This is a genomic window from Bacillus sp. FJAT-27986 (assembly GCF_001685035.1).
GTDB lineage: Bacteria > Bacillota > Bacilli > Bacillales > Pradoshiaceae > Pradoshia.
In genome coordinates this window covers 299,025-318,485 of the sequence record NZ_MAYV01000014.1, presented here as the reverse complement: position 1 = coordinate 318,485, position 19,461 = coordinate 299,025, and the positions used below count along the sequence as shown (strand labels likewise).

The 19,461-nt window shown below is 38.1% G+C and carries 22 protein-coding genes; 12 read left to right on the top strand and 10 right to left on the bottom strand.

All coding sequences use genetic code 11. The annotated features are described in order from the left end of the window. Positions 1–366 precede the first annotated feature (366 nt). Positions 367–723 carry a cytochrome c550 gene (cccA, locus tag A8L44_RS10245; protein WP_066105198.1) on the top strand — a complete coding sequence of 119 codons (357 nt, stop codon included), beginning with the start codon at positions 367–369 and terminating at the stop codon, positions 721–723. A 134-nt stretch (positions 724–857) separates the two neighbouring features. Here the strand turns inward: cccA and A8L44_RS10240 are convergent, their stop codons facing one another. Genes A8L44_RS10240 through A8L44_RS10230 form a run of 3 tightly spaced genes read right to left on the bottom strand, consistent with a single transcriptional unit; the run spans position 858 to position 3,570 of the window. Continuing rightward, a complete protein-coding gene (locus tag A8L44_RS10240; protein ID WP_066105195.1) occupies positions 858–1,850 on the bottom strand; it encodes an ABC transporter permease in 993 nt (330 codons plus the stop codon). Next, positions 1,843–2,763, bottom strand: a complete 921-nt coding sequence (locus tag A8L44_RS10235; protein ID WP_066105192.1) for an ABC transporter ATP-binding protein — start codon at positions 2,761–2,763, stop codon at positions 1,843–1,845. Before A8L44_RS10235 ends, A8L44_RS10240 begins: the two co-directional genes overlap by 8 nt. A 3-nt stretch (positions 2,764–2,766) precedes the next feature. Continuing rightward, positions 2,767–3,570: a GDSL-type esterase/lipase family protein gene (locus A8L44_RS10230; RefSeq protein WP_066105191.1), complete on the bottom strand. Its 804-nt coding sequence runs from the start codon at positions 3,568–3,570 to the stop codon at positions 2,767–2,769. Positions 3,571–3,771: 201 nt separating this feature from the next. On the opposite strand from A8L44_RS10230, the gene A8L44_RS10225 reads away from it, so the two are divergent. Together A8L44_RS10225 and A8L44_RS10220 are read left to right on the top strand one after the other, a co-directional pair. Then, positions 3,772–4,479, top strand: a complete 708-nt coding sequence (locus A8L44_RS10225) for a tRNA (adenine(22)-N(1))-methyltransferase (RefSeq protein WP_066105189.1) — start codon at positions 3,772–3,774, stop codon at positions 4,477–4,479. After that, positions 4,479–5,600: a Nif3-like dinuclear metal center hexameric protein gene (locus A8L44_RS10220; RefSeq protein ID WP_066105186.1), complete on the top strand. Its 1,122-nt coding sequence runs from the start codon at positions 4,479–4,481 to the stop codon at positions 5,598–5,600. Before A8L44_RS10225 ends, A8L44_RS10220 begins: the two co-directional genes overlap by 1 nt. 642 nt (positions 5,601–6,242) lie before the next feature. Here the strand turns inward: A8L44_RS10220 and A8L44_RS10215 are convergent. Together A8L44_RS10215 and vrrA are read right to left on the bottom strand one after the other, a co-directional pair. After that, the gene (locus tag A8L44_RS10215) at positions 6,243–7,184 is read right to left on the bottom strand and encodes a 4-hydroxy-3-methylbut-2-enyl diphosphate reductase (RefSeq protein ID WP_066105183.1); all 942 of its coding nucleotides are present in this window, start codon (positions 7,182–7,184) and stop codon (positions 6,243–6,245) included. A 148-nt stretch (positions 7,185–7,332) separates the two neighbouring features. Continuing rightward, positions 7,333–7,941 (bottom strand): VrrA/YqfQ family protein, encoded by a 609-nt coding sequence (gene vrrA, locus A8L44_RS10210; RefSeq protein WP_066105182.1) that lies wholly within the window; start codon positions 7,939–7,941, stop codon positions 7,333–7,335. A gap of 210 nt (positions 7,942–8,151) precedes the next feature. Here vrrA and A8L44_RS10205 point away from each other — a divergent pair, with 210 nt between their 5' ends. Both A8L44_RS10205 and A8L44_RS10200 read left to right on the top strand, forming a co-directional pair. Continuing rightward, positions 8,152–9,447: a DEAD/DEAH box helicase gene (locus A8L44_RS10205; RefSeq protein WP_225983608.1), complete on the top strand. Its 1,296-nt coding sequence runs from the start codon at positions 8,152–8,154 to the stop codon at positions 9,445–9,447. Positions 9,448–9,461: 14 nt separating this feature from the next. Next, positions 9,462–10,358, top strand: a complete 897-nt coding sequence (locus A8L44_RS10200; protein ID WP_066105178.1) for a deoxyribonuclease IV — start codon at positions 9,462–9,464, stop codon at positions 10,356–10,358. Between the two features lie 36 nt (positions 10,359–10,394). Here A8L44_RS10200 and A8L44_RS10195 read toward each other — a convergent pair whose 3' ends face one another. Beyond that, positions 10,395–10,652: a DUF2624 family protein gene (locus tag A8L44_RS10195; protein WP_066105175.1), complete on the bottom strand. Its 258-nt coding sequence runs from the start codon at positions 10,650–10,652 to the stop codon at positions 10,395–10,397. Between the two features lie 147 nt (positions 10,653–10,799). Between A8L44_RS10195 and A8L44_RS10190 the strand changes: the two genes are divergently transcribed. From A8L44_RS10190 to A8L44_RS10180, 3 genes are read left to right on the top strand one after another with little or no spacing between them, the layout of a single operon-like run. After that, positions 10,800–11,555, top strand: a complete 756-nt coding sequence (locus A8L44_RS10190; protein ID WP_066105172.1) for a metal ABC transporter ATP-binding protein — start codon at positions 10,800–10,802, stop codon at positions 11,553–11,555. Between the two features lie 15 nt (positions 11,556–11,570). Continuing rightward, on the top strand, positions 11,571–12,404 hold the full coding sequence (locus tag A8L44_RS10185) for a metal ABC transporter permease (RefSeq protein ID WP_066105169.1): 834 nt from the start codon (positions 11,571–11,573) through the stop codon (positions 12,402–12,404). 14 nt (positions 12,405–12,418) lie between these two features. Beyond that, positions 12,419–12,853 (top strand): Fur family transcriptional regulator, encoded by a 435-nt coding sequence (locus A8L44_RS10180; RefSeq protein WP_066105166.1) that lies wholly within the window; start codon positions 12,419–12,421, stop codon positions 12,851–12,853. A gap of 39 nt (positions 12,854–12,892) precedes the next feature. On the opposite strand, the gene A8L44_RS10175 is transcribed toward A8L44_RS10180, so the two are convergent. Further along, positions 12,893–13,471, bottom strand: a complete 579-nt coding sequence (locus A8L44_RS10175; RefSeq protein WP_066105163.1) for a 5' nucleotidase, NT5C type — start codon at positions 13,469–13,471, stop codon at positions 12,893–12,895. A gap of 153 nt (positions 13,472–13,624) precedes the next feature. Between A8L44_RS10175 and A8L44_RS10170 the strand changes: the two genes are divergently transcribed. Next, positions 13,625–13,996 carry a DUF308 domain-containing protein gene (locus tag A8L44_RS10170; protein WP_066105160.1) on the top strand — a complete coding sequence of 124 codons (372 nt, stop codon included), beginning with the start codon at positions 13,625–13,627 and terminating at the stop codon, positions 13,994–13,996. Between the two features lie 226 nt (positions 13,997–14,222). Here A8L44_RS10170 and ispG read toward each other — a convergent pair whose 3' ends face one another. The 3 genes from ispG to A8L44_RS10155 all read right to left on the bottom strand — a co-directional run bounded on the left by ispG (position 14,223) and on the right by A8L44_RS10155 (position 16,726). Then, positions 14,223–15,338 (bottom strand): flavodoxin-dependent (E)-4-hydroxy-3-methylbut-2-enyl-diphosphate synthase, encoded by a 1,116-nt coding sequence (ispG, locus tag A8L44_RS10165; RefSeq protein WP_066105155.1) that lies wholly within the window; start codon positions 15,336–15,338, stop codon positions 14,223–14,225. Between the two features lie 114 nt (positions 15,339–15,452). Next, entirely contained in the window at positions 15,453–15,746 is a 294-nt protein-coding gene (locus tag A8L44_RS10160) for a hypothetical protein (RefSeq protein ID WP_066105152.1), read from the bottom strand. Between the two features lie 188 nt (positions 15,747–15,934). Beyond that, entirely contained in the window at positions 15,935–16,726 is a 792-nt protein-coding gene (locus A8L44_RS10155) for a DUF1189 domain-containing protein (protein WP_066105149.1), read from the bottom strand. Between the two features lie 145 nt (positions 16,727–16,871). Between A8L44_RS10155 and A8L44_RS10150 the strand changes: the two genes are divergently transcribed. The 3 genes from A8L44_RS10150 (at position 16,872) to A8L44_RS10140 (ending at position 19,459) form a co-directional block, all read left to right on the top strand. Next, positions 16,872–17,354: a DUF456 domain-containing protein gene (locus A8L44_RS10150; RefSeq protein ID WP_066105145.1), complete on the top strand. Its 483-nt coding sequence runs from the start codon at positions 16,872–16,874 to the stop codon at positions 17,352–17,354. A gap of 124 nt (positions 17,355–17,478) precedes the next feature. Beyond that, positions 17,479–18,087, top strand: a complete 609-nt coding sequence (locus tag A8L44_RS10145; protein ID WP_066105144.1) for a superoxide dismutase — start codon at positions 17,479–17,481, stop codon at positions 18,085–18,087. 163 nt (positions 18,088–18,250) lie between these two features. Continuing rightward, positions 18,251–19,459, top strand: a complete 1,209-nt coding sequence (locus tag A8L44_RS10140) for an MFS transporter (RefSeq protein ID WP_066105141.1) — start codon at positions 18,251–18,253, stop codon at positions 19,457–19,459. The last annotated feature ends 2 nt before the right edge of the window (positions 19,460–19,461 follow it).

Below are 19,461 nucleotides of genomic sequence, written 5' to 3'. Positions count from 1 at the left end.
GTTTGAAAATAAAACAGCTCTACTGGATTTTCTAAGTAGAGCTGTTTTTTTATTGTAATAAAGTAGACCTTTTCATTTTGACCTCGAGTGGTTCGGTTTATCAGTACATATTAATGTTGTTTGAAATCAATAAACTGGCTTAGGGGAGTGTATGTAAAGAGTTTTCAGTGGGGTGGAATATAGAGAAATACCATGTCATTGACTGGGAATGTTATCCCGAAAATTGATTTGAATTGTAGAAACTATGGAAAACTTTGAAGAAAATGCAAGTTATAACTTTTCCAAAATTGGTTTTTACAGTAAAATAAAGAAGGGTAAATGTAAGTTGATGGTTAATTAGTATTTACATAGGGGAGGGGAACTACTATGAAAAACAATGCATTTATGCCATACATTTTAATTATGGTGATTGGTCTTACACTAGTCTTTTTCTTATCCATTAAGGGCCTTGGGGATGCTGATAAAATGGCCAAGGAGAAAGAAGAAGGTGGAAAAACAGAAGAAACAGCAAGTGCTGATAAACCTGAAGACATTTATAAAGCACAATGCTTATCTTGTCATGGCGGTAATTATGAAGGTGGAGCAGGTCCGAAGCTAACTGGGGTTACGGATAAAGAGCTTATTAAAGATCGTATCGTAAATGGTAAAGGCATGATGCCTGGCGGACTTGTCCCAGAAGACAAAGTTGACGATATGGTTGAGTTTATAGCTGGCTTAAAATAAGTATACGAGCGGGACTCTAAAAGAGGTTCCCTATTTTAAAAACAGGTTAAGGAAACGATTTCGTTTTCCTTAGCCTGTTTTTGTCTTTTTCTGTTATTTGAGAATAAGCTTGCTTAAGTGGAAAGTTCTTTACATTAGCTAAGCATATCCTGTCGGGTAAATACAATAAAGGAAACAAGCAGGGCGCCAAGTCCCCATATTGCTAAAATGGACAAGGAGAAAGGTAAAGTCATTCCATCAACCATGGGCATACTACCTGATAGATAGTCGATTAATTCCATATTCACACTGTAAATATATTTTGCCCCATCCCAGGCCGTTGCAAATCCTTTTAAAATAGCGCCTGCAATAAGGGAAGCAAACATAACCCCCATACCACCAGGCGTGTTACGAATCAGTATAGAGACCATAAGAGCGATTGTACCTACGATAACGCTGACATACCAAACGAGTCCTGCTGACATTAAAATATATTGCCACTGTGGAATGAGCCGGATGGAATCAGTAATCAAGTTGCCATTAGCATATTCGAACCCTGTCGCTATCGGTAATTTCCAGCCCGAAAAATTAAAGAATATTCCAGCTAACAAATAAGCCATAGCTATAACAATTAAAACAATTAATGAAATAAATAGGAGCAGTGTCACATATTTGCTTAAAAGAATCTTCCACCTTTTCACAGGTCGGGTTAGCAATAATTTTATTGTGCCGTCACTGCGCTCTCCGCTGATTATATCAATCGCCACTATCATCACGAGTAAAGGTATAAACATGCCGATTCCCTGCTTTAGGAACTCCCTTACAAATGTTGGAGCACCCGGAGAGCTTGGATTAATATCATGCTCCAAATAGTATTGTTGCTGTTTAACCTGAATGCTTAAATAATGTTTCCACTCTTCTGATATCCCGGTACTGCTAAGGCGGTTCTGACCTTCGACAATTCTCTGCTGAAGAACAACGCGCCAGTCATCTGTACCCATCCGTTTCTCAGTTTCTTTTGTCTGTTGGTTTTGAGCATAAAGGAAAATTGGAATCAGAACTAACAGGATTAGGATGATAACCGCAATACGCCGCTTTTTAATTATTTTTTCTGCTTCGTTAAATACGAGTTTACCGAACTCAATCATGATTGATTCCCCCTGTCAGCTCCATAAATAGATCCTCTAAGGTTAATGTCTTTTCATAAACAGAATGTACGTTAATCCCATTTTCAATCAATAATCGATTGTATGTACTGATTAAATCCGATTGTAAACTGCAAATCAGCAGATTATCTTTTATTTGTAGATCTTGTATGTTTTCTTTTGTTTTCAATAGGTCATATGCTTCTCTTATAGGAGTGACCTTCCACTCGACCCTGTCTCTGGAATGATCAAGTAAATCCTTAACCGTAGAAACGGTGATCATTTTTCCTTTATTGATAATGGCTACCCGGTCACACATTAATTGGATTTCACTTAATAAGTGACTGGATATAAATACGCTGATACCTTCTGTTTCAACTAAATAACGGACAAATTCACGTAATTCCCGTATTCCCGATGGATCAAGGCCATTAGTAGGTTCATCTAATATTAATAATTGCGGATTTCCTAGTAACGCTTGGGCAATTCCAAGGCGTTGCTTCATCCCAAGAGAATAAGTTTTAACTTTGTCGTGTATTCTGCTTTCAAGATTTACCTGCCTTATAATATCCTCGATTCTGTTATCCGGGACATCTCCGAGCATCCGGGCAAACTGTTTGAGATTTTCCCAGCCTGTCAGATACGTATAGAGCTCGGGGTTTTCTACAATCGAGCCTACCTGGCGCATGGCTTGCTTAAATGATGTTCGCAGGTTGTAACCAGCAATTGTAATGGTTCCTTTTGTTGGTTTAATTAAACCGACCAGCATTCGGATGGTAGTTGTCTTACCTGCACCGTTAGGCCCTAAAAAACCAAAAACTTCTCCATGCTTCACTTCAAAGCTGATATCTTCAACAAGGTGATTTCCCTTAATGACTTTGGTTAAATGATCTACTTTTAATACAGATTGACTCATTAATCAATCCCCTCCCAACTGTTGTTGGCTTGCGATGGACTGGATTAATCGTTCTGATATAGCCTCGTAGCCTTTTTTATTTGGATGAAAATGATCCGTGTACAAAAAGTTTTTTCCTTGACCCTGAAATAAGTCAAATACCGGAATGATATGTAATTCGGGGTATTGGGTAGCTAATGTTTGCAGCTGGTGATTCCAGTCAATAACAAACTTAGACGTGTCCCCTAATTCCTTGAATTCTTCAAAGGGATTGTACAGGCTGATCCAATAGATAGGTGCATCCGCATTATTTGACCGGATTATCTCGATAATTTTCTTGCTGTTATTAACAAAAGTATTTGTATCTGGTATATATTCAGCGAGGTTGGTTGTTAATGTTTCGACACCGGGAAAGAGATCATTTCCTCCAATTGTCATAACTATTAAATCAGCATTCTTAAGAGTATGCTTGGTGCCTGAAGTATCAAGAAGGGTTAGTAAATCGGTTGTTTTAGCTCCGCTGATTGAGAGGTTGGACAAGCTAATCTTCTGATTATAGTCCTCTGTTAATTTGGTGCTTAATCTTTTTACATATCCATCTCCGCTATCATCGCCAACACCTCGAGTTAAAGAATCGCCAAGAGCAACAATAGACAATTTTGTGGTGTCTTTTTTAGTAAGCGGCTCTTTCTCTTTTACCGTTTTATACTGATTAATCTCCTTAGGGTTTATAACTGCCCTGGTACCCTGAATAAAGCCAACGAGTAATAGAAACGTTGTCAGTAAACTAATGATAAGGATTGTACCGGTTACCCACCTTTTTCTCATTTACGCACCTGCTTTACTATAGTTTGGATGTTGATATAGTTTCAGTTTTCACGTTCCTATCTCTATTAAACCAAAATATTGAAACAAGGAGGAATATTTTGGCTGAAAAATATGTTCTGAAGAAAGTCCTTTGCAATAGGGGATGAGTTTTCTTATACTAAAGAAATAAATGAATTCCTATTAAGAGTGGAGTATGAAGTAATGAATGTAGATAAATTATCAAAAAGATTAACGCGAGTAACCTCCTATGTGCCAAAGGGCAGTGTTTTGGCTGATATTGGATCTGACCATGCTTATTTGCCTTGCTATGCAGTTAAAGAAGGCATCGTGCAAAAAGCTATTGCAGGAGAAGTAGTGGAAGGTCCGTTTCAATCTGCGTTAAGCCAGGTGAGGGAATCTAAGCTAGAAGACTCTATATCCGTTCGTAAAGGAAATGGGCTGGAAGTCATATCTCATGGAGAAGTAACATCCATTACAATATGCGGTATGGGTGGGTCTTTAATAACGAGTATTTTAGAAAACGGAAAATCTAAACTATCAGGACGGGAGACCTTAATTCTTCAACCCAATATTGGTGCTCAGTTTATCCGGAAATGGCTGATTGCCGAGGGTTGGGAATTGAAAGCGGAAGAAATCCTGGAAGAGGACGAAAAAATATATGAAATTTTAGTAGCGGAAAAAGGAGAGCCATTGAAGTCTTATCGAGAATTACCTTTTGAAGCAGCAGAATTAATGGGGCCATTTTTATTGAAAGAAAAGAATCCTATCTTTATGAAAAAGTGGACAATGGAGTTAAAGCATTGGAATAAGATTTTGAAACAAATAGAGTCCAGTGAAAACGAACGGACTCAGGAAAAGAAAGAAGAAATCCAAAAATCCATAGAGTTGGTAGAGGAGGCGCTTCAATAATGAAAACACCGAATGGTTATGAAGTCATCCAGCTTTTTGAAAGCTTTTCTCCCAAATATTTAGCTGAGGATGGAGATCCAATTGGATTGCAGGTAGGTAGTCTTGCTAAAAAAGTAAAGAAAGTTATTGTGGCATTGGATGTAACGGAAGAAGTGGTTGATGAAGCTGTAAATCAAGGTGTAGATTTAATAATTGCACATCACCCGTTAATTTTTCGGCCATTAAAAAAAATCATCCCTGATCTGCCTGCAGGGAGAACGATTGAAAAATTAATTAAAAATGATATTGCTCTGTATGCAGCGCATACGAATCTAGACATCGCGGAGGGCGGGGTCAATGATATGCTTGCTGATGCATTGGGACTAGAGAATACTTCTGTTTTGAAGGTTACCCATCGAGAAAAACTTTACAAATTAGCCGTATATACGCCTACTTCAGCTGAAACTGAAGTGCGTGAAGCATTAGGAAAAGCTGGTGCAGGCAATTTGGGCAATTACAGTCATTGCAGTTTTACCCTATCAGGCACGGGTAGATTTAAGCCAAATCAAGAGGCAGATCCGTATATTGGGTCTTCTGGCGAGTTTGAACACGTAGAAGAAGTAAAAATAGAAGTAATTGTTCCGGAATCTATTACAAACAAAGTCGTAAAAGCAATGCTCAAAGCTCATCCTTACGAAGAAGTCGCTTACGATTTGTATGTTCTTGAAAACGAGTCAGGTAAGGAATTTGGTTTAGGTCGAGTAGGTGCTATCTCAGAGGCTATGTCTTTAAGAGAATATGCAGAGCATGTCAAACAGGCACTGGATGTAACTTCTGTTCGTGTAATCGGGAATCTGGACGCGATAGTGAAGAAGGTAGCTGTTTTAGGCGGAGACGGTGATAAATTTGTAAGAACAGCTCAATTTGCTGGTGCTGACGTATTTATTACTGGAGATATTTATTACCATACAGCCGTTGATTTTAAACAAGAAGGCATGAATATCATTGACCCTGGCCATAATGTTGAAAAAATTATGAAACAGGGCGTCGCCAAAAAAATGACATCCCTATGCAAAAACTCCGGCTATGAAATAGAATTCATAGCATCTCAAATAGACACAAACCCATTCCAGGTAATCTAAAAAGCTGAGGCGGCTTGCCCAGAAGCGAGGAGCATAAGACAGGGGCTCGGAAGGAGGTGTTCTTTCCTCCTGTAGAGGTCATGCTTATGTCCTGAGCTTCTAGCCGTCGAAGCTGGATTGACTAAAAGGCTGAGACGACTGGTTGAGGAACAAAGACTAAGAACGCCAGACCTACATCCTGTAGGCCTCCGAAAAGCATAAGAGAGAGGCTCGGAGGGGATGTTCCTCCCCCGCAGAGGCTATCCTTATGACTCGAGGGACTAGGAGTCGAAGCTAGATTAAATAAAAAGCTGAAGGGCTGTAAAAGGAACGAAGACTAAAAGCGCCACGTCCTGTGGCAACGTCTTCATGACCTACATCCTGTAGGCCCGCGAGGAGCATAAGACAGGGGCTCGGAAGGAGGTGTTCTTTCCTCCTGTAGAGGTCATGCTTATGTCCTGAGCTTCTAGCCGTCGAAGCTGGATTGACTAAAAAGTTGAGACGATTGGTTGAGGAACAAAGACTAAGAACGCCACGTTGTGTGGCAACGTCTTTGTGACCAAAACGTCCTGTCTTATGATGACTCGAGCGGTTAAGGCCTGAAGATAGAGTAATAAAAAGAAAAAAGGACCCCTGGGTCCTTTTTTCTTTGTAGCTATTGCATTATTTCACTTTCACTTTAGGTAATATTTTGGAAAGAGGTACTTTCTTTTCCGTTTTCCATGTCGATGAATCAGCCGGGTCGAACTGTTCCAAGAATGTAATGACTTCTTTGGTAATAGGTGTTGGTGTGGATGCTCCAGCTGTTACACCAACTACTTGAGCATCTTTAATCCATTCTATTTCCAACTCGCTGACATCAGCAATTCGATAGGCTTTTGTATGGGCGATTTCTTCCGATACCTGTGCCAATCTGTTTGAGTTATTACTCTTAGGATCTCCAACTACAATAAGAACGTCAAGGTCTTTTGCTTGCTCAGCAACAGCTTCCTGACGGACTTGAGTAGCCATGCAAATTTCTTTATGAATTTCTGCTGCAGGATATTTTTTCTTAACTTCATCTATTAAGTCGGCAACATCCCACTGACTCATAGTTGTTTGGTTGGTCACAATGATTTTCTCGTTTTCAATTGTGAGGTCATCAATATCTTGTTTGGACTCAACGAGATGGACGATATCCGGGGCTACACCAACGGCGCCTTCAGGTTCCGGGTGGCCTTTCTTACCGATATAAATGATATCATATCCTTCTTTTTCTTTTGCTTCAATTAAATTATGAGTTGCTGTTACATCCGGACAGGTTGCGTCAATCGTTACAAGCCCCTTTTGTTTGGCAATTTCTCTTACTTCAGGTGAGATACCGTGAGCAGTAAAGATGACAGTGCCGGAATCAACCTTCTCGATTATTTCTTTACGGTCTTTGCCGTCGAGGGTGATAATCCCATCTTGTTCAAACGCTTCCGTTACATGCTGATTATGAACAATCATACCCAGAATATAAATAGGGCGTGGCAAAGTTTTATCTAAAGCGGCATTTCTGGCGATAACCATCGCATCAACAACGCCGTAACAATATCCTCTTGGGGAAATTTTAACTACTTTCATTAATTCAAAAAAACCTCCTTGCTCCATGTCTGTTTGACAGATGGAGTGTTTCTTATATTATAAGCGAGTGATTAAAAACTTACAAAAAGAAATCCTTCGGGAGATATTGCATATGTAGAAAAGCGCTCCTTTTAGGGGCGCTGTATAGTTAGATGAAAAGCTTTGGCAGGGATGGTTTCACATTTTGAGGTTTCGATTTTATTATTGTGCTTCCAGGAAGCTCGTGTGAATAGTCTATTTCGCTAGAATCATTCTTTTCCTTTTTAGAGCTTTTAAGAGAAGCTGAAGATTCTATATGGTTGGATGACTCCAAAATGTTTAAGTCGACCTGATCGATAGCTTCTTCTTGATCTTCTGCTGTAGTTGCATTTAATCCCCGATAAATTTTCCACATGGATGGTAAATTTTTAATTAAAGGTCCATATTGCTGAACTTGGCGAACCATTGGTACCACACGTTCCCCTGCTGCTAACACCTTTTGCGTACTGTTCATAAAATTTGTTAAAGTGGAACCTCCTCCGGCAGCTTTAGCAGCTGTACCGGCACCCTGTGCCAAGCCGGAACCTCCTCCTCTGCCAAACAAAGAAGCCAGAAATCCTCCTCCTTGCTTGGGAGCACTTGCTGCTCCAAAAGGAATTCCTCTCCTTGGCATAGGTGGACCGAATAATCCTCTTGTATTAAATTGTGGTGGGGCAGAACCTCTGATAAAGCCTGGTCCTCGTGGCGGGCCGAAAATGGGTGGTCTCATAGGCGGCATATTTAACCCTCCTTTCTATTCAATATTTTACTTAAGTTCCCATAATAGAATATGTCAGTTAGGGACGGTAAAGTGCGAATATATGAAAGAATAGGCTTTTAATCTACAAAAACTTGTTATTAGTCCTTCACATAAGGTAATATGAGAAGGATAGTTGCTAAAAAGCTTGTAAGCATGTCAGAAAGTTGGTAAAAAATGAGTTCATTTAAAATGTTTAAGTTACCCGAATATGTATTGGAAGCTGTTGAGAAGGTAGGATTTAAGGAGCCGACAATCATACAGGAAAGAGTCATTCCAGCTGTATTTAGCGGTAAGAGTATTATAGGGCAGTCACAAACTGGCACTGGAAAAACCCATTCTTTTCTATTGCCGATCATGGCTAAAATCAATCAGGAAAAGATGGAAGTACAGGCTGTAATTACGGCACCGACGAGAGAATTAGCGGCCCAAATTTATAAAGCTGCTGTTTCTTTGAATGAGAAATTTCCTGAAGATAAACAAATTCATATAAAAAGCTATGTAGGTGGAACAGATAAACAACGTTCAATTGACAAGCTCACCGTTCAACCACAGCTTGTGATCGGTACACCTGGTCGTATTAAAGATTTATCGGAAGAAAATGCGTTGAGTGTTTTTTCTGCCGATATTTTAGTAGTTGATGAAGCTGATTTAATGATTGATTTAGGATTTATGGAAGATGTGGATAAAATCGCTTCAAGGATGGCTCCTAAGCTGCAAATGCTAGTATTTTCTGCGACAATTCCAGAAAAGCTACAGCCATTCTTGAAAAAGTATATGAACAATCCGAAACATATCCATGTGGATCCGACAAAAGTGTCTGTAGAAAAATTGGAGCACATTCTCGTTCCTGTTAGACACCGAGACAAGGTTCAATTGGTTAAGTCAATTATTGAACTTCAAAATCCTTTCCTTGTGCTTATTTTTGCTAACACAAAGCAAAACGCAGATGAGCTGGCAGATGCCCTCCTTGAAAAGGGATTGCAGGTAGGAAGACTACACGGTAACTTACCGGCAAGAGAAAGAAAAAGGGTTATGAAAGAGATTAATGCTCTTAAATATCAATATGTTGTAGCGACAGACCTAGCAGCAAGAGGTATTGATATTGAAGGTGTAAGTCATGTGATTAACTATGAACTTCCTCAGGACTTGGATTTCTATATCCATCGCTGTGGCCGTACAGCGCGCGCAGGTATGTCCGGAGTCGCTGTTACCCTTTATGAAGAGAAGGATGATCAAGCTCTGAATAAACTCGAATCCATGGGTGTAACATTCAGCAACCGTGACGTAGTAAAAGGTGAATGGGTTGAAATTGATGACCGCAATAAGCGTAAAAAACGTAAAAATTCACCTAAAGCAGCCGGTGAGGTAAAGAATTATGGTAAATTCTCTAAGCATTTACGTAAAGTAAAGCCTGGCTATAAAAAGAAAGTTAAAGCAGAAGTAGAAAAAATCAAAAAGAGAGAAAGACGCTTAAAGAAAAGATAAAAGGGGGCAAATGGATGCTTAAAATTGGATCACATGTTTCCATGAGCGGAAAGAAAATGCTTTTAGGCGCAAGTGAAGAAGCAGCTTCTTATGGTGCCAATACATTTATGATTTATACAGGCGCTCCTCAAAACACAAGAAGAAAGAAAATCGAGGATTTAAATATTGCAGCAGGCCTATTGCATATGGAGGAAAATGGAATGAGCGATATCGTTGTCCATGCTCCTTATATTATCAATATCGGTAACGCAGTAAATCCCGCTACTTTCCAATTGGGTGTTGATTTTCTTCGTTCGGAAATCGAACGGACGGAAGCTCTGGGGGCCTACCAAATTGTATTGCATCCAGGTGCTCATGTCGGAGAAGGTTCAGAAGTAGGTATTAAAAAGATCATCGAGGGATTAAATGAAGTCATTACCCCTGATCAAAAAGTCCAAATCGCATTAGAAACGATGGCCGGCAAGGGCTCAGAGTGTGGAAGAAGTTTTGAAGAATTAGCGATGATTATCGATGGAGTTACACACAATGATAAGCTGAGTGTTTGCTTTGATACTTGTCATACGCATGATGCGGGTTATGATATTGTGAATGATTTTGATGGCGTTTTAAATCATTTTGATAAAACTGTCGGTGTAGATCGTATTAAAGTGCTGCATATTAATGACAGTAAAAATGAATGTGGAATGAGAAAAGACCGACATGAAAATATCGGGTATGGAAAGATTGGTTTTCAGCCACTTCATTACATTGTCCATCATCCACAATTAAGCTCTGTACCAAAAATATTGGAGACTCCATTTGTAGGTACGGATAAAACAAACAAAAAAGCACCGTATAAACATGAAATTGATATGCTAAGAGATGGAGCTTGGGTAGATTTTCAAGCTTCCATGCTTGGACAAACGGTATAAAGAGAAGGGGAGCAGTACAGATGTACTGCTTCCTTTTTAAATTCCGATCATGCTATAAAATATTTTCTCGATTTTCTGCGCTTTCTCAGCACCGGTAATTTTCTCGATATTTTTTAAAAGCTGTTTTCGTTCAGTCTGATCAAAAATATTAACGGATTTCCCCCGGATTAGTTTGGTTATTTCCTCAGCTTCCGTTTTTGTTAAAGTTAAACCATTCTGCCCGGCAAAATCAAGCAATTCACTGGCAGTGATACGATTGATTTTTAAGTTAACAATGCTTTCAAATAGCTTCAAATTACCACCCCATGTTTACCATATGAAAAGGACAGAAAAAAATGAACTAAATTATACAATATTAAGTAAATGTGTTTACTTTACTGAAATTGTCCTGTATACTACTTGAGGTAAATCGTAATCATTCTTATTAACAGGTGGCCGATTATGAATAATGACTTAATTAAAATTGAACATGTTACTTATAAATATGAGAGAGAAAACGTTCTGGAAGATATTAATTTATCCGTCAAGGATGGAGATTTTCTAGCTATTGTCGGACCGAACGGTTCTGGCAAATCAACATTGCTGAAGCTGATGCTTGGATTAAATAAAGTACAGCAAGGAGAAATTTTCTTATTCGGTGAGAAAATAAACAAATTTAAAAATTGGGAGAAAATTGGCTATGTATCACAAAAGGCCAATTCCTTTAACAGTGGTTTCCCAGCTACAGTGGAAGAAGTTGTAGCAAGCGGATTAACGAAGAAAATAGGACTTTTTCGTTTCTATAATAAAACTCATCGCCAAAAAGTGGTGAAAGCGCTCAAAGAAGTAGGAATGCAGGATTTCATCAAAAGACCAATTGGAGAATTATCGGGCGGTCAGCAACAACGGGTATTCATTGCAAGAGCACTGGTCAGCGATCCTGCTATGTTAATACTGGATGAACCTACAGTTGGTGTAGATGTAAAGAATGTTACTAATTTTTATGACCTGCTTTACGATTTAAACCGTAACCTTGGATTGACACTTATTTTGGTTACTCACGATACTGGTACCATTACAGAAAAGGTCACTCATATTGCATGTCTAAATAAACAATTGCATTTTCACGGGAATACATGTGAATATGAACATTTAGATGATAAGGATATGTCAGCTTTTTATGGCCATGATGTTTATACATTAACACATGATCATTAATTTGGAGGAAGTAGTATGTTATCAATGTTTCAGTATGAATTTCTACAAAATGCCTTTCTAGCGGGGATTGTGATTGGTATTATTGCTCCGCTGTTGGGTGTATTTATTGTAGTTCGAAAACTCTCCTTAATTGCAGATGCCCTTAGCCATGTAACCCTGACTGGAATTGCATTCAGTTTGTTACTAAGTAAGGAAGTGCCTGCACTGGGTCCTATCAACCCTTTATATATGGGGATGGCCTTCTCGGTAACGGGATCGCTTTTTATAGAGCGACTGCGTTCAGTCTATAAACATTATCAGGAACTTGCCATTCCAATCATTCTTTCCGGAGGAGTAGGGTTGGGAGCGATTTTTATCTCGCTCGCTAATGGCTTCACGACTGATTTATTTGGATATTTATTTGGGAGTGTCAGTGCGGTAAGTCGGACAGACTTATGGATTGTTTTGGCAATCAGTATTGCTGTTATCGCAATTGTTATATTCTTATATAAAGAATTATTCCTTTTATCCTTTGATGAGGAGCATGCTAAAACTTCCGGAATACCGGCTAAAGCGATTCACTTTATCTTTATCGTGCTCGTTGCTTTGGTCATTGCCATTTCTATGAGAATTGTGGGTGTCCTGCTTGTTTCTTCATTAATGACTTTACCGGTAGCGGCTGCCTTAAAAGTAGCGAAGGGGTTTAAACAAACCATTTTTATTTCCATTCTGTTTGGAGAATTGGCTGTAATAGGCGGATTATTCACATCCTATTACTTAAATCTTGCTCCGGGTGGTACAATCGTTGTATTGGCAATTATCATTCTTTTAATCACAATTTTTATCAAGAAATGGAGAATGACTGCGTAAGGAGGTATCTGAAGATGGATGTTAAAGAAGCAATACAACTCTTGAAAGATAAGGGCTACAAATACACTGAGAAGCGTGAAGACATGCTTGAACTTTTTTCGAAGAGCAATCGTTATTTAACAGCCAAAGAAGTCCTTGAAAAATTGAAAAGTTCGTACCCAGGTATGAGCTATGACACGATATACCGAAATTTATCCTTGTATGCTAACTTAGGGATTCTAGAAACCACTGAGTTATCTGGTGAAAAAAGATTCCGATTTGCTTGTGTTGGAAATCATCATCATCATCATTTCATTTGTATGGAATGCGGAAAAACTCGTAATGTAGAGTTATGTCCAATGGAAAAAATAACAGAGGATTTTAAAGGATATGATATTTCAGGACATAAATTTGAAATATACGGAAGATGTCCAGATTGTTTGCAGGAGAATATACAACAAAGTAACTAGAAAGGAGCCATTCTGCGATTGGAGAGTGGCTCCTTTTTATTACCGATTTTCCTTAGTCCAATGGTTTACCCACTGATAGGCTTCTGCCCAATTTTCCACCCTGATCACATTGTTTGGGATAGCCATTCGATTATAAGGTGCGTCAAATAAGATGACTGGAATTTCACATTCTTCAGCAATTGCAACAGCGTTATCGTGCTTATCCTCAAAGAAAAGATCGATTTCGTGTTTTTTTACCGTTGCAATTTTATTATGCGTACCGATTAATTCGATGTGGTGATACAGTAAATCGTTTTTACTGAACCACTCCTTTGTAACCGGCAATAAAGTTTGATTTCTGGCACTGATGAAAAACAGTTCATATATTTCTTTCCATTCCTGTAAAACTCGTTTGGCATCCTTTGCCATAGGTGATTCAGAATAGATGATGGGTTCGTGTTTTTGAAACCAAAGATCAAATTCATGCTCCGGAACATTTACAAACGGATAAAATTCATATTGGTTAATATCCTCTAATGTTAATTGTAAGCGAAAGGCTTTGTTGATATAAGGAAGCATGGAATCCTGTGTAGTGATGGTACCATCAATATCTATTCCAAAACGTTTAGGTTTTGACATGAAGCATTTCCTCCAAAATATGTTTGTATGTAGTTTACATCAAAATGCGACAAATTGCTTTTCTAAATTTTGTAGATTCATGCAACAATCTCTGCTTATGAGTAAGCCTTTTATGGAGCAAACTAGGAAGGCTTCAATAAAGGAAGGTAGGGAATGCTATTGTCAGCCTCAAAAAGACATTGGAATGCAAGAAATAAAAGAGATAAATTTAAAAATGAAGTCGTGTGTCAAAAGCTAAATTATCATGAGGAGACCGGAGCAGAATTTATGGATTCTGCTGAATACAGACGTCATAGTCAAACAGGAAATAATAATAAGACCACTTCTAAAGCTAGCAGCTTTGGTATAGTGGCGTTAGCCTTGTCAATTGCCTCTCTATTTTTTATGCCGGTGATTTTTGGAACAATTGGCATTGTCGCAGGGATTTTTGCGATGAAAACTGAATCGCGTATGATGGGGATAGCAGCAATAGTAATTGGTGTATTTTCTGTTGTTGCTGGTCTTTTGGTATATCCCTTTTTCTAATACAGTAGGCCTGCTATCGTTTATGGGCTTTCAAATCTCAAATAGTTTAGGGATTGGATTTTTATCCAATCCCTCCAATCATAAATAACAGATATAAAACAAAGAACTTCAAAATAATTATTATTTTGAAGTTCTTTGTTTACATATACTAGGCAAAAGAATAAATTCTCATACCTTTAATAAAGTTTAAAGTTTTTGGTTCGAACCTGAATTGCTTCTGCTTAATTTAAGACATGCTTGCTTTTTCTTTTTCAATTCTTTGTTTTTCGTAATACTCTTCAGCAAGGATATCGATTTCTTTTTTTAGTTCCTCAACCATTATTTCTTCTGGTACTTTACGAACGATTTTACCCTTGCGGAACAATAGACCTTCTCCGCGAGCACCAGCAATGCCGATATCTGCTTCTCTTGCTTCGCCAGGTCCGTTAACGGCACATCCTAATACCGCCACTTTAATTGGAGCTTTAATTTTTTGAATATATTCATCCACTTCGTTAGCAATGGAAATTAAATCAATCTCTATACGTCCGCACGTCGGACATGATATTAAGGTAGCGGAATTGGCTGATAAACCAAATACTTTTAACAGCTCTCTGGCTACTTTGACTTCTTCAACCGGATCAGCACTTAAAGAAATACGCAAAGTATTCCCAATACCTTTACTTAATAAGGCACCTATGCCGGCAGAACTCTTAATCGTTCCTGAAAATAACGTGCCGGATTCTGTGATTCCAAGGTGAAGTGGATAATCAAAGGCCTGTGCTGCCTTTTCATAGGCTTCAATTGCCAAGCGTACATCAGATGCTTTCATTGATACAATGATGTCATGGAAGTCTAAGTCTTCTAGAATTTTTATATGATGTAAAGCACTCTCAACCATACCGTCTGCAGTTGGGTAACCGTATTTTTCAAGGATTTTACGTTCTAAAGATCCTGCGTTGACCCCGATACGAATTGGAATCCCTTTCGCTTTAGCTGCTTTTACAACGGCTTCCACTTTTTCGCGTCTGCCAATATTGCCCGGGTTAATACGGATTTTATCAGCTCCGCCTTCAATCGCGATTAAAGCAAGACGATAGTCAAAGTGAATATCAACTACTAAAGGTATATTAATGCGTTTTTTTATTTCAGAAATTGCATGAGCAGCCCGTTCATCAGGACAAGCTACACGTACAATTTGGCAGCCCGCTTCTTCTAAACGATTTATTTCCGCGACTGTTGCTTCTACATCATGTGTCTTCGTTGTCGTCATACTTTGTATTATAACTTCATCGTTGCCACCGATAGTCAGTGGTCCCACTTTTACGGGGCGGGTTTTTGTACGATGTATTAGTTCACTCACTGGTCATTCTCTCCTTTTAGGCTGTTTGCCTCAATACCAATAAATATATTATCTTCTAAATTATTGTATCAGCGTTTTAGCTAAAATAACAATAAAGTTGATTATGAATTGGCTTTAGTAATTTTTAAATCGGTAAGTTTGTCCGATTTCTATTTCTTCCGGTTTCATTCCGTTATTTAATAAAGAAAAGTCTTCAATCATTTGATCAATCGGTACTGGGATAGTACCTTCATTTTTCTCTATTATAGAAAGAACGGTATCTCCCGGCTCTACTTTTATATTATAGTAGTTTTCATTCATTTTATCCATATTCTCGGAGGAGTAGGCAGGAAGGGTGCCTACACTTATATCAAAATATATCGAGTAAGCTACTATACAAAAGCCGATAAACAGGATTATTCTTTTCATCTCTTTTAGCACTCCCTCCATCTTTTACTAGAGTATATGAAGTTAGTAGAGATAATAGAATTGATTTTGAAGGATTTTTTTAGAGCTAACGTTTAGATAGAATAGAGGAAATGTTGACCTGGATGACCCGCATTTAATACTAGAGGCTAAAGATAAACCCTTCCGCAGAAATTCGGAAGGGCTACACTTTATGATTGTATGGTCTTTTGTTTACTTTTTGGAATAGGCATTTCTTTAATAGTCAGGTAGATCATCATTAGTGTAATAAACCATTTGACATAAACATCACCTATTACAGGAACCTGAATAAAATTCATAAACGTAAAGAACGTTACGGCTAATGTAAAGCTGTAAGTGGCTATCCTCCACTGCTGTCCAAAAGTAGCTTTTCTGTTCATGGAAGTTACAAATAAGCCGGTAAGGTAGGCTAGAAGTGTAATCTCCAAGAAGAATATTGCTGTTGTAAATAGATACATGACTAACATACATAGACCGATTATTATGTATAAAGATGTTTTTGCAGATTTAATATAATCGCTGGCCTTTTCATTGGTTAATTCAAGACCGGGTATCATAGAATAAGGAATTGTTTGTGATTCCCCGTCTGCAGCAATGACAAATTCATCCTTTAGAATTCCAAAGTCTACTCCGGTAGGGCTGGTGATATCATTTGCATTCAAACTACCGGTGCTGTCAAAATGGAACGTAGCTACATCATCATTAATAATGACAGGTAATGATTCATCTGAATGAAGTCTGCCATCTTTAATTTCAAATTCAGGAAAATCTGTTGTTAATGTTTTTGCCATATGATCTGCCCCATCTAGGATTGCATTTGTAAGATAGATCGATGATGGTAAAATAGTTATTAGAGATAATAAAAAAGCATAGAGGATGGCTTTCCCTATACCCTGAAAGCGAAAGGACGCAATATGCTTTGGCGAGTATAGACTTTTAATAAATTGTGAGAATATATTCATGGGCTACAACACCTTTTTTTAAATTCATTCTTTATTCTATCTGGCTTATGTCGATAAGACAAGAAAGTTCTGCTTATTATAGCGAAACAAATCGAAAAAGTGTTAAGTGTGTATTGAATTAGGGTATTTGAGAGGAGTGTCGAAGATGGATTGGATGAATTGGCTTATTATTTGGCTGGTATTTATTATTGGGTTTGTAGGATTGATATATCCTATTATTCCAAGCGTTCTATTTATAGTAGGTGGAATGCTTTTATATGGGGTATTCTTTTCATTTGAACCGTTTTCGTGGTTTTTTTGGATTGTACAGGGAATGTTTGTTTTACTTTTGTTTGGTGCAGATTATTTGGTTAATCTTTTTGGTGTTAAGAAATTTGGGGGTTCAAAAGCAGGTGTTTGGGGTAGTACGATAGGATTGCTGATTGGACCGTTTGTTATTCCTTTTCTTGGTATTATACTGGGGCCGTTTTTAGGTGCAGTCATAGCTGAATTGTTGGTACATAAACAGTCGCTAAAAAATGCAGTGAAAATTGGTATGGGTTCTGTCGTTGGATTTGTCGGCAGTGTGATAACCAAATTTATCATTCAGACCATTATGATTGTGTATTTCTTTATCCGAGTGCTTTGATAAGGCATAAAGGTTGAAATAAACGGTTTCAATTGCTAATCTAAAGATAAAGACTTTCGTAACACACGAACTTACAGAATTGCCCGAAAGTACTTATTCTTACAATTATTAGGAGGAGAGAATTATGACTTATTCTTTACCACAATTACCGTATGAGTATGATGCGTTGGAGCCTCATATCGACAAAGAAACAATGAATATTCATCACACAAAACATCATAACACGTATGTGACTAACTTAAACAATGCTTTAGAAGGACAGGAAACATTGTCAGCAAAAAGCTTGGAAGATCTTTTAGCTGACATCGACTCTGTACCTGAAAGCATTCGTACTGCTGTTAGAAACAATGGCGGTGGACATGCTAACCACACATTATTCTGGAATATTCTATCTCCTAATGGGGGCGGACAACCAGAAGGTGAATTAGCTGATGCACTAACAGCTAAATTTGGAAGCTTTGAAAACTTTAAAGAAGAGTTTGCGAAAGCTGCTACAACTCGTTTTGGTTCCGGTTGGGCTTGGCTTACTGTTAAAGATGGTGAGTTAGAACTTTCCAGCACTGCTAATCAGGATTCTCCATTAATGGAAGGTAAAACACCAATCCTAGGTCTTGATGTTTGGGAGCATGCATACTACTTAAACTACCAAAACCGTCGTCCTGAATACATTAATTCTTTCTGGAATGTTGTAAATTGGGATGAAGTTTCTAAGCGCTACGCAGCAGCAAAATAATCGTATAATAAGTGTGGGTACAGGAAATGAATCCGATTCGTTTCCTGTATCTTTTTTTTGTGCAAAAAATAAAGGATTGTGCTGTTAACAAATACCAAATGATTTAATTCTACATAAGAGGATTATCTACAGGAAAACTAACCGGAAGTGAAGGGGAGTTTTTATGAAAATGGATAATCAATTTGTCAATAAAATAAAAACAAATAAAGAACTTTATATCCTTTTGTTAATTGGAGCACTTTATTCATTGAGTACGGCTCTTTCCAATACTTTTGTCAATATCTATTTATGGAAACAGTCTGAGGCATTGATCAATCTGGGGATTTATAATCTGTCCGTTGTAATCCTACAGGGAGTTACCTTTATTTTAGCTGGGAAATTGGCTAAACGCATAGATCGTATTATTGTACTGAGGATTGGAATCTTGTTTTTAGCTGCATTTTATATAGCGGTCCTGACATTCAGTTCTACCTCTCACCTTTATCTTGTTCTGATTGGTGGTTTACTTGGAATAGGATATGGATTCTATTGGCTTGCATATAATCTCATGACATTCGAAATTACCGAACCTGAAACTAGAGATACATTTAATGGGCTCCAAGGGATAACTGGGTCTATCGGCGGAATGATTGGTCCTTTTTTTGCGGGATATATTATTACGGTTTTGACTGATAACAATGGTTATCTGTTCATTTTTGGAGTTTCCCTGTGTTTGTTTATCGTGGCAGTACTTGTCAGTTTCTTATTAAAAAGCAGAGCAGCTAATGGGAAGTATATGCTGAAGCGTATTCTTGATGAAAGAAAAAATAATAAAGATTGGAGAAGAATTACGTATGCTAATTTTTCGCAGGGGCTAAGGGAAGGGACGTTTCTCTTTGTTGTTTCCGTTTTTGTATTTGTCGAAACGGGTAGCGAAATGGCTTTAGGTACATATGGATTAATTAGTTCAGGGGTATCATTTATTGCTTATTTTTTAGTCAGCAGATATATAAAGGTTCGTTACCGAAAATGGTCGATGCTGGTGGGGGCCATTTTCCTTTATGGTTCAATCTTTTTTCTGATATATCAAGTGTCATTCACTAAACTGCTTACATATGCGTCTATTCTTGCAGTAGCTTATCCCTTATTGCTTGTCCCCTATATGTCTGTCACGTATGATGTAATAGGACGATCCTGGGAAGCGGGGGAACATCGTATCGAATATGTGGTAATCCGGGAATTATTTTTAAATATGGGAAGAGCCGCATCGATTCTTATGTTTATATTGTTCATTAAAATTTTGCCGGAGAGTACCGGCATCAAAATATTGCTATTATTATTAGGGTCCGGACATCTGTTTGTTTATTATTTTGTAAAAGACATCAAGATGTAAGA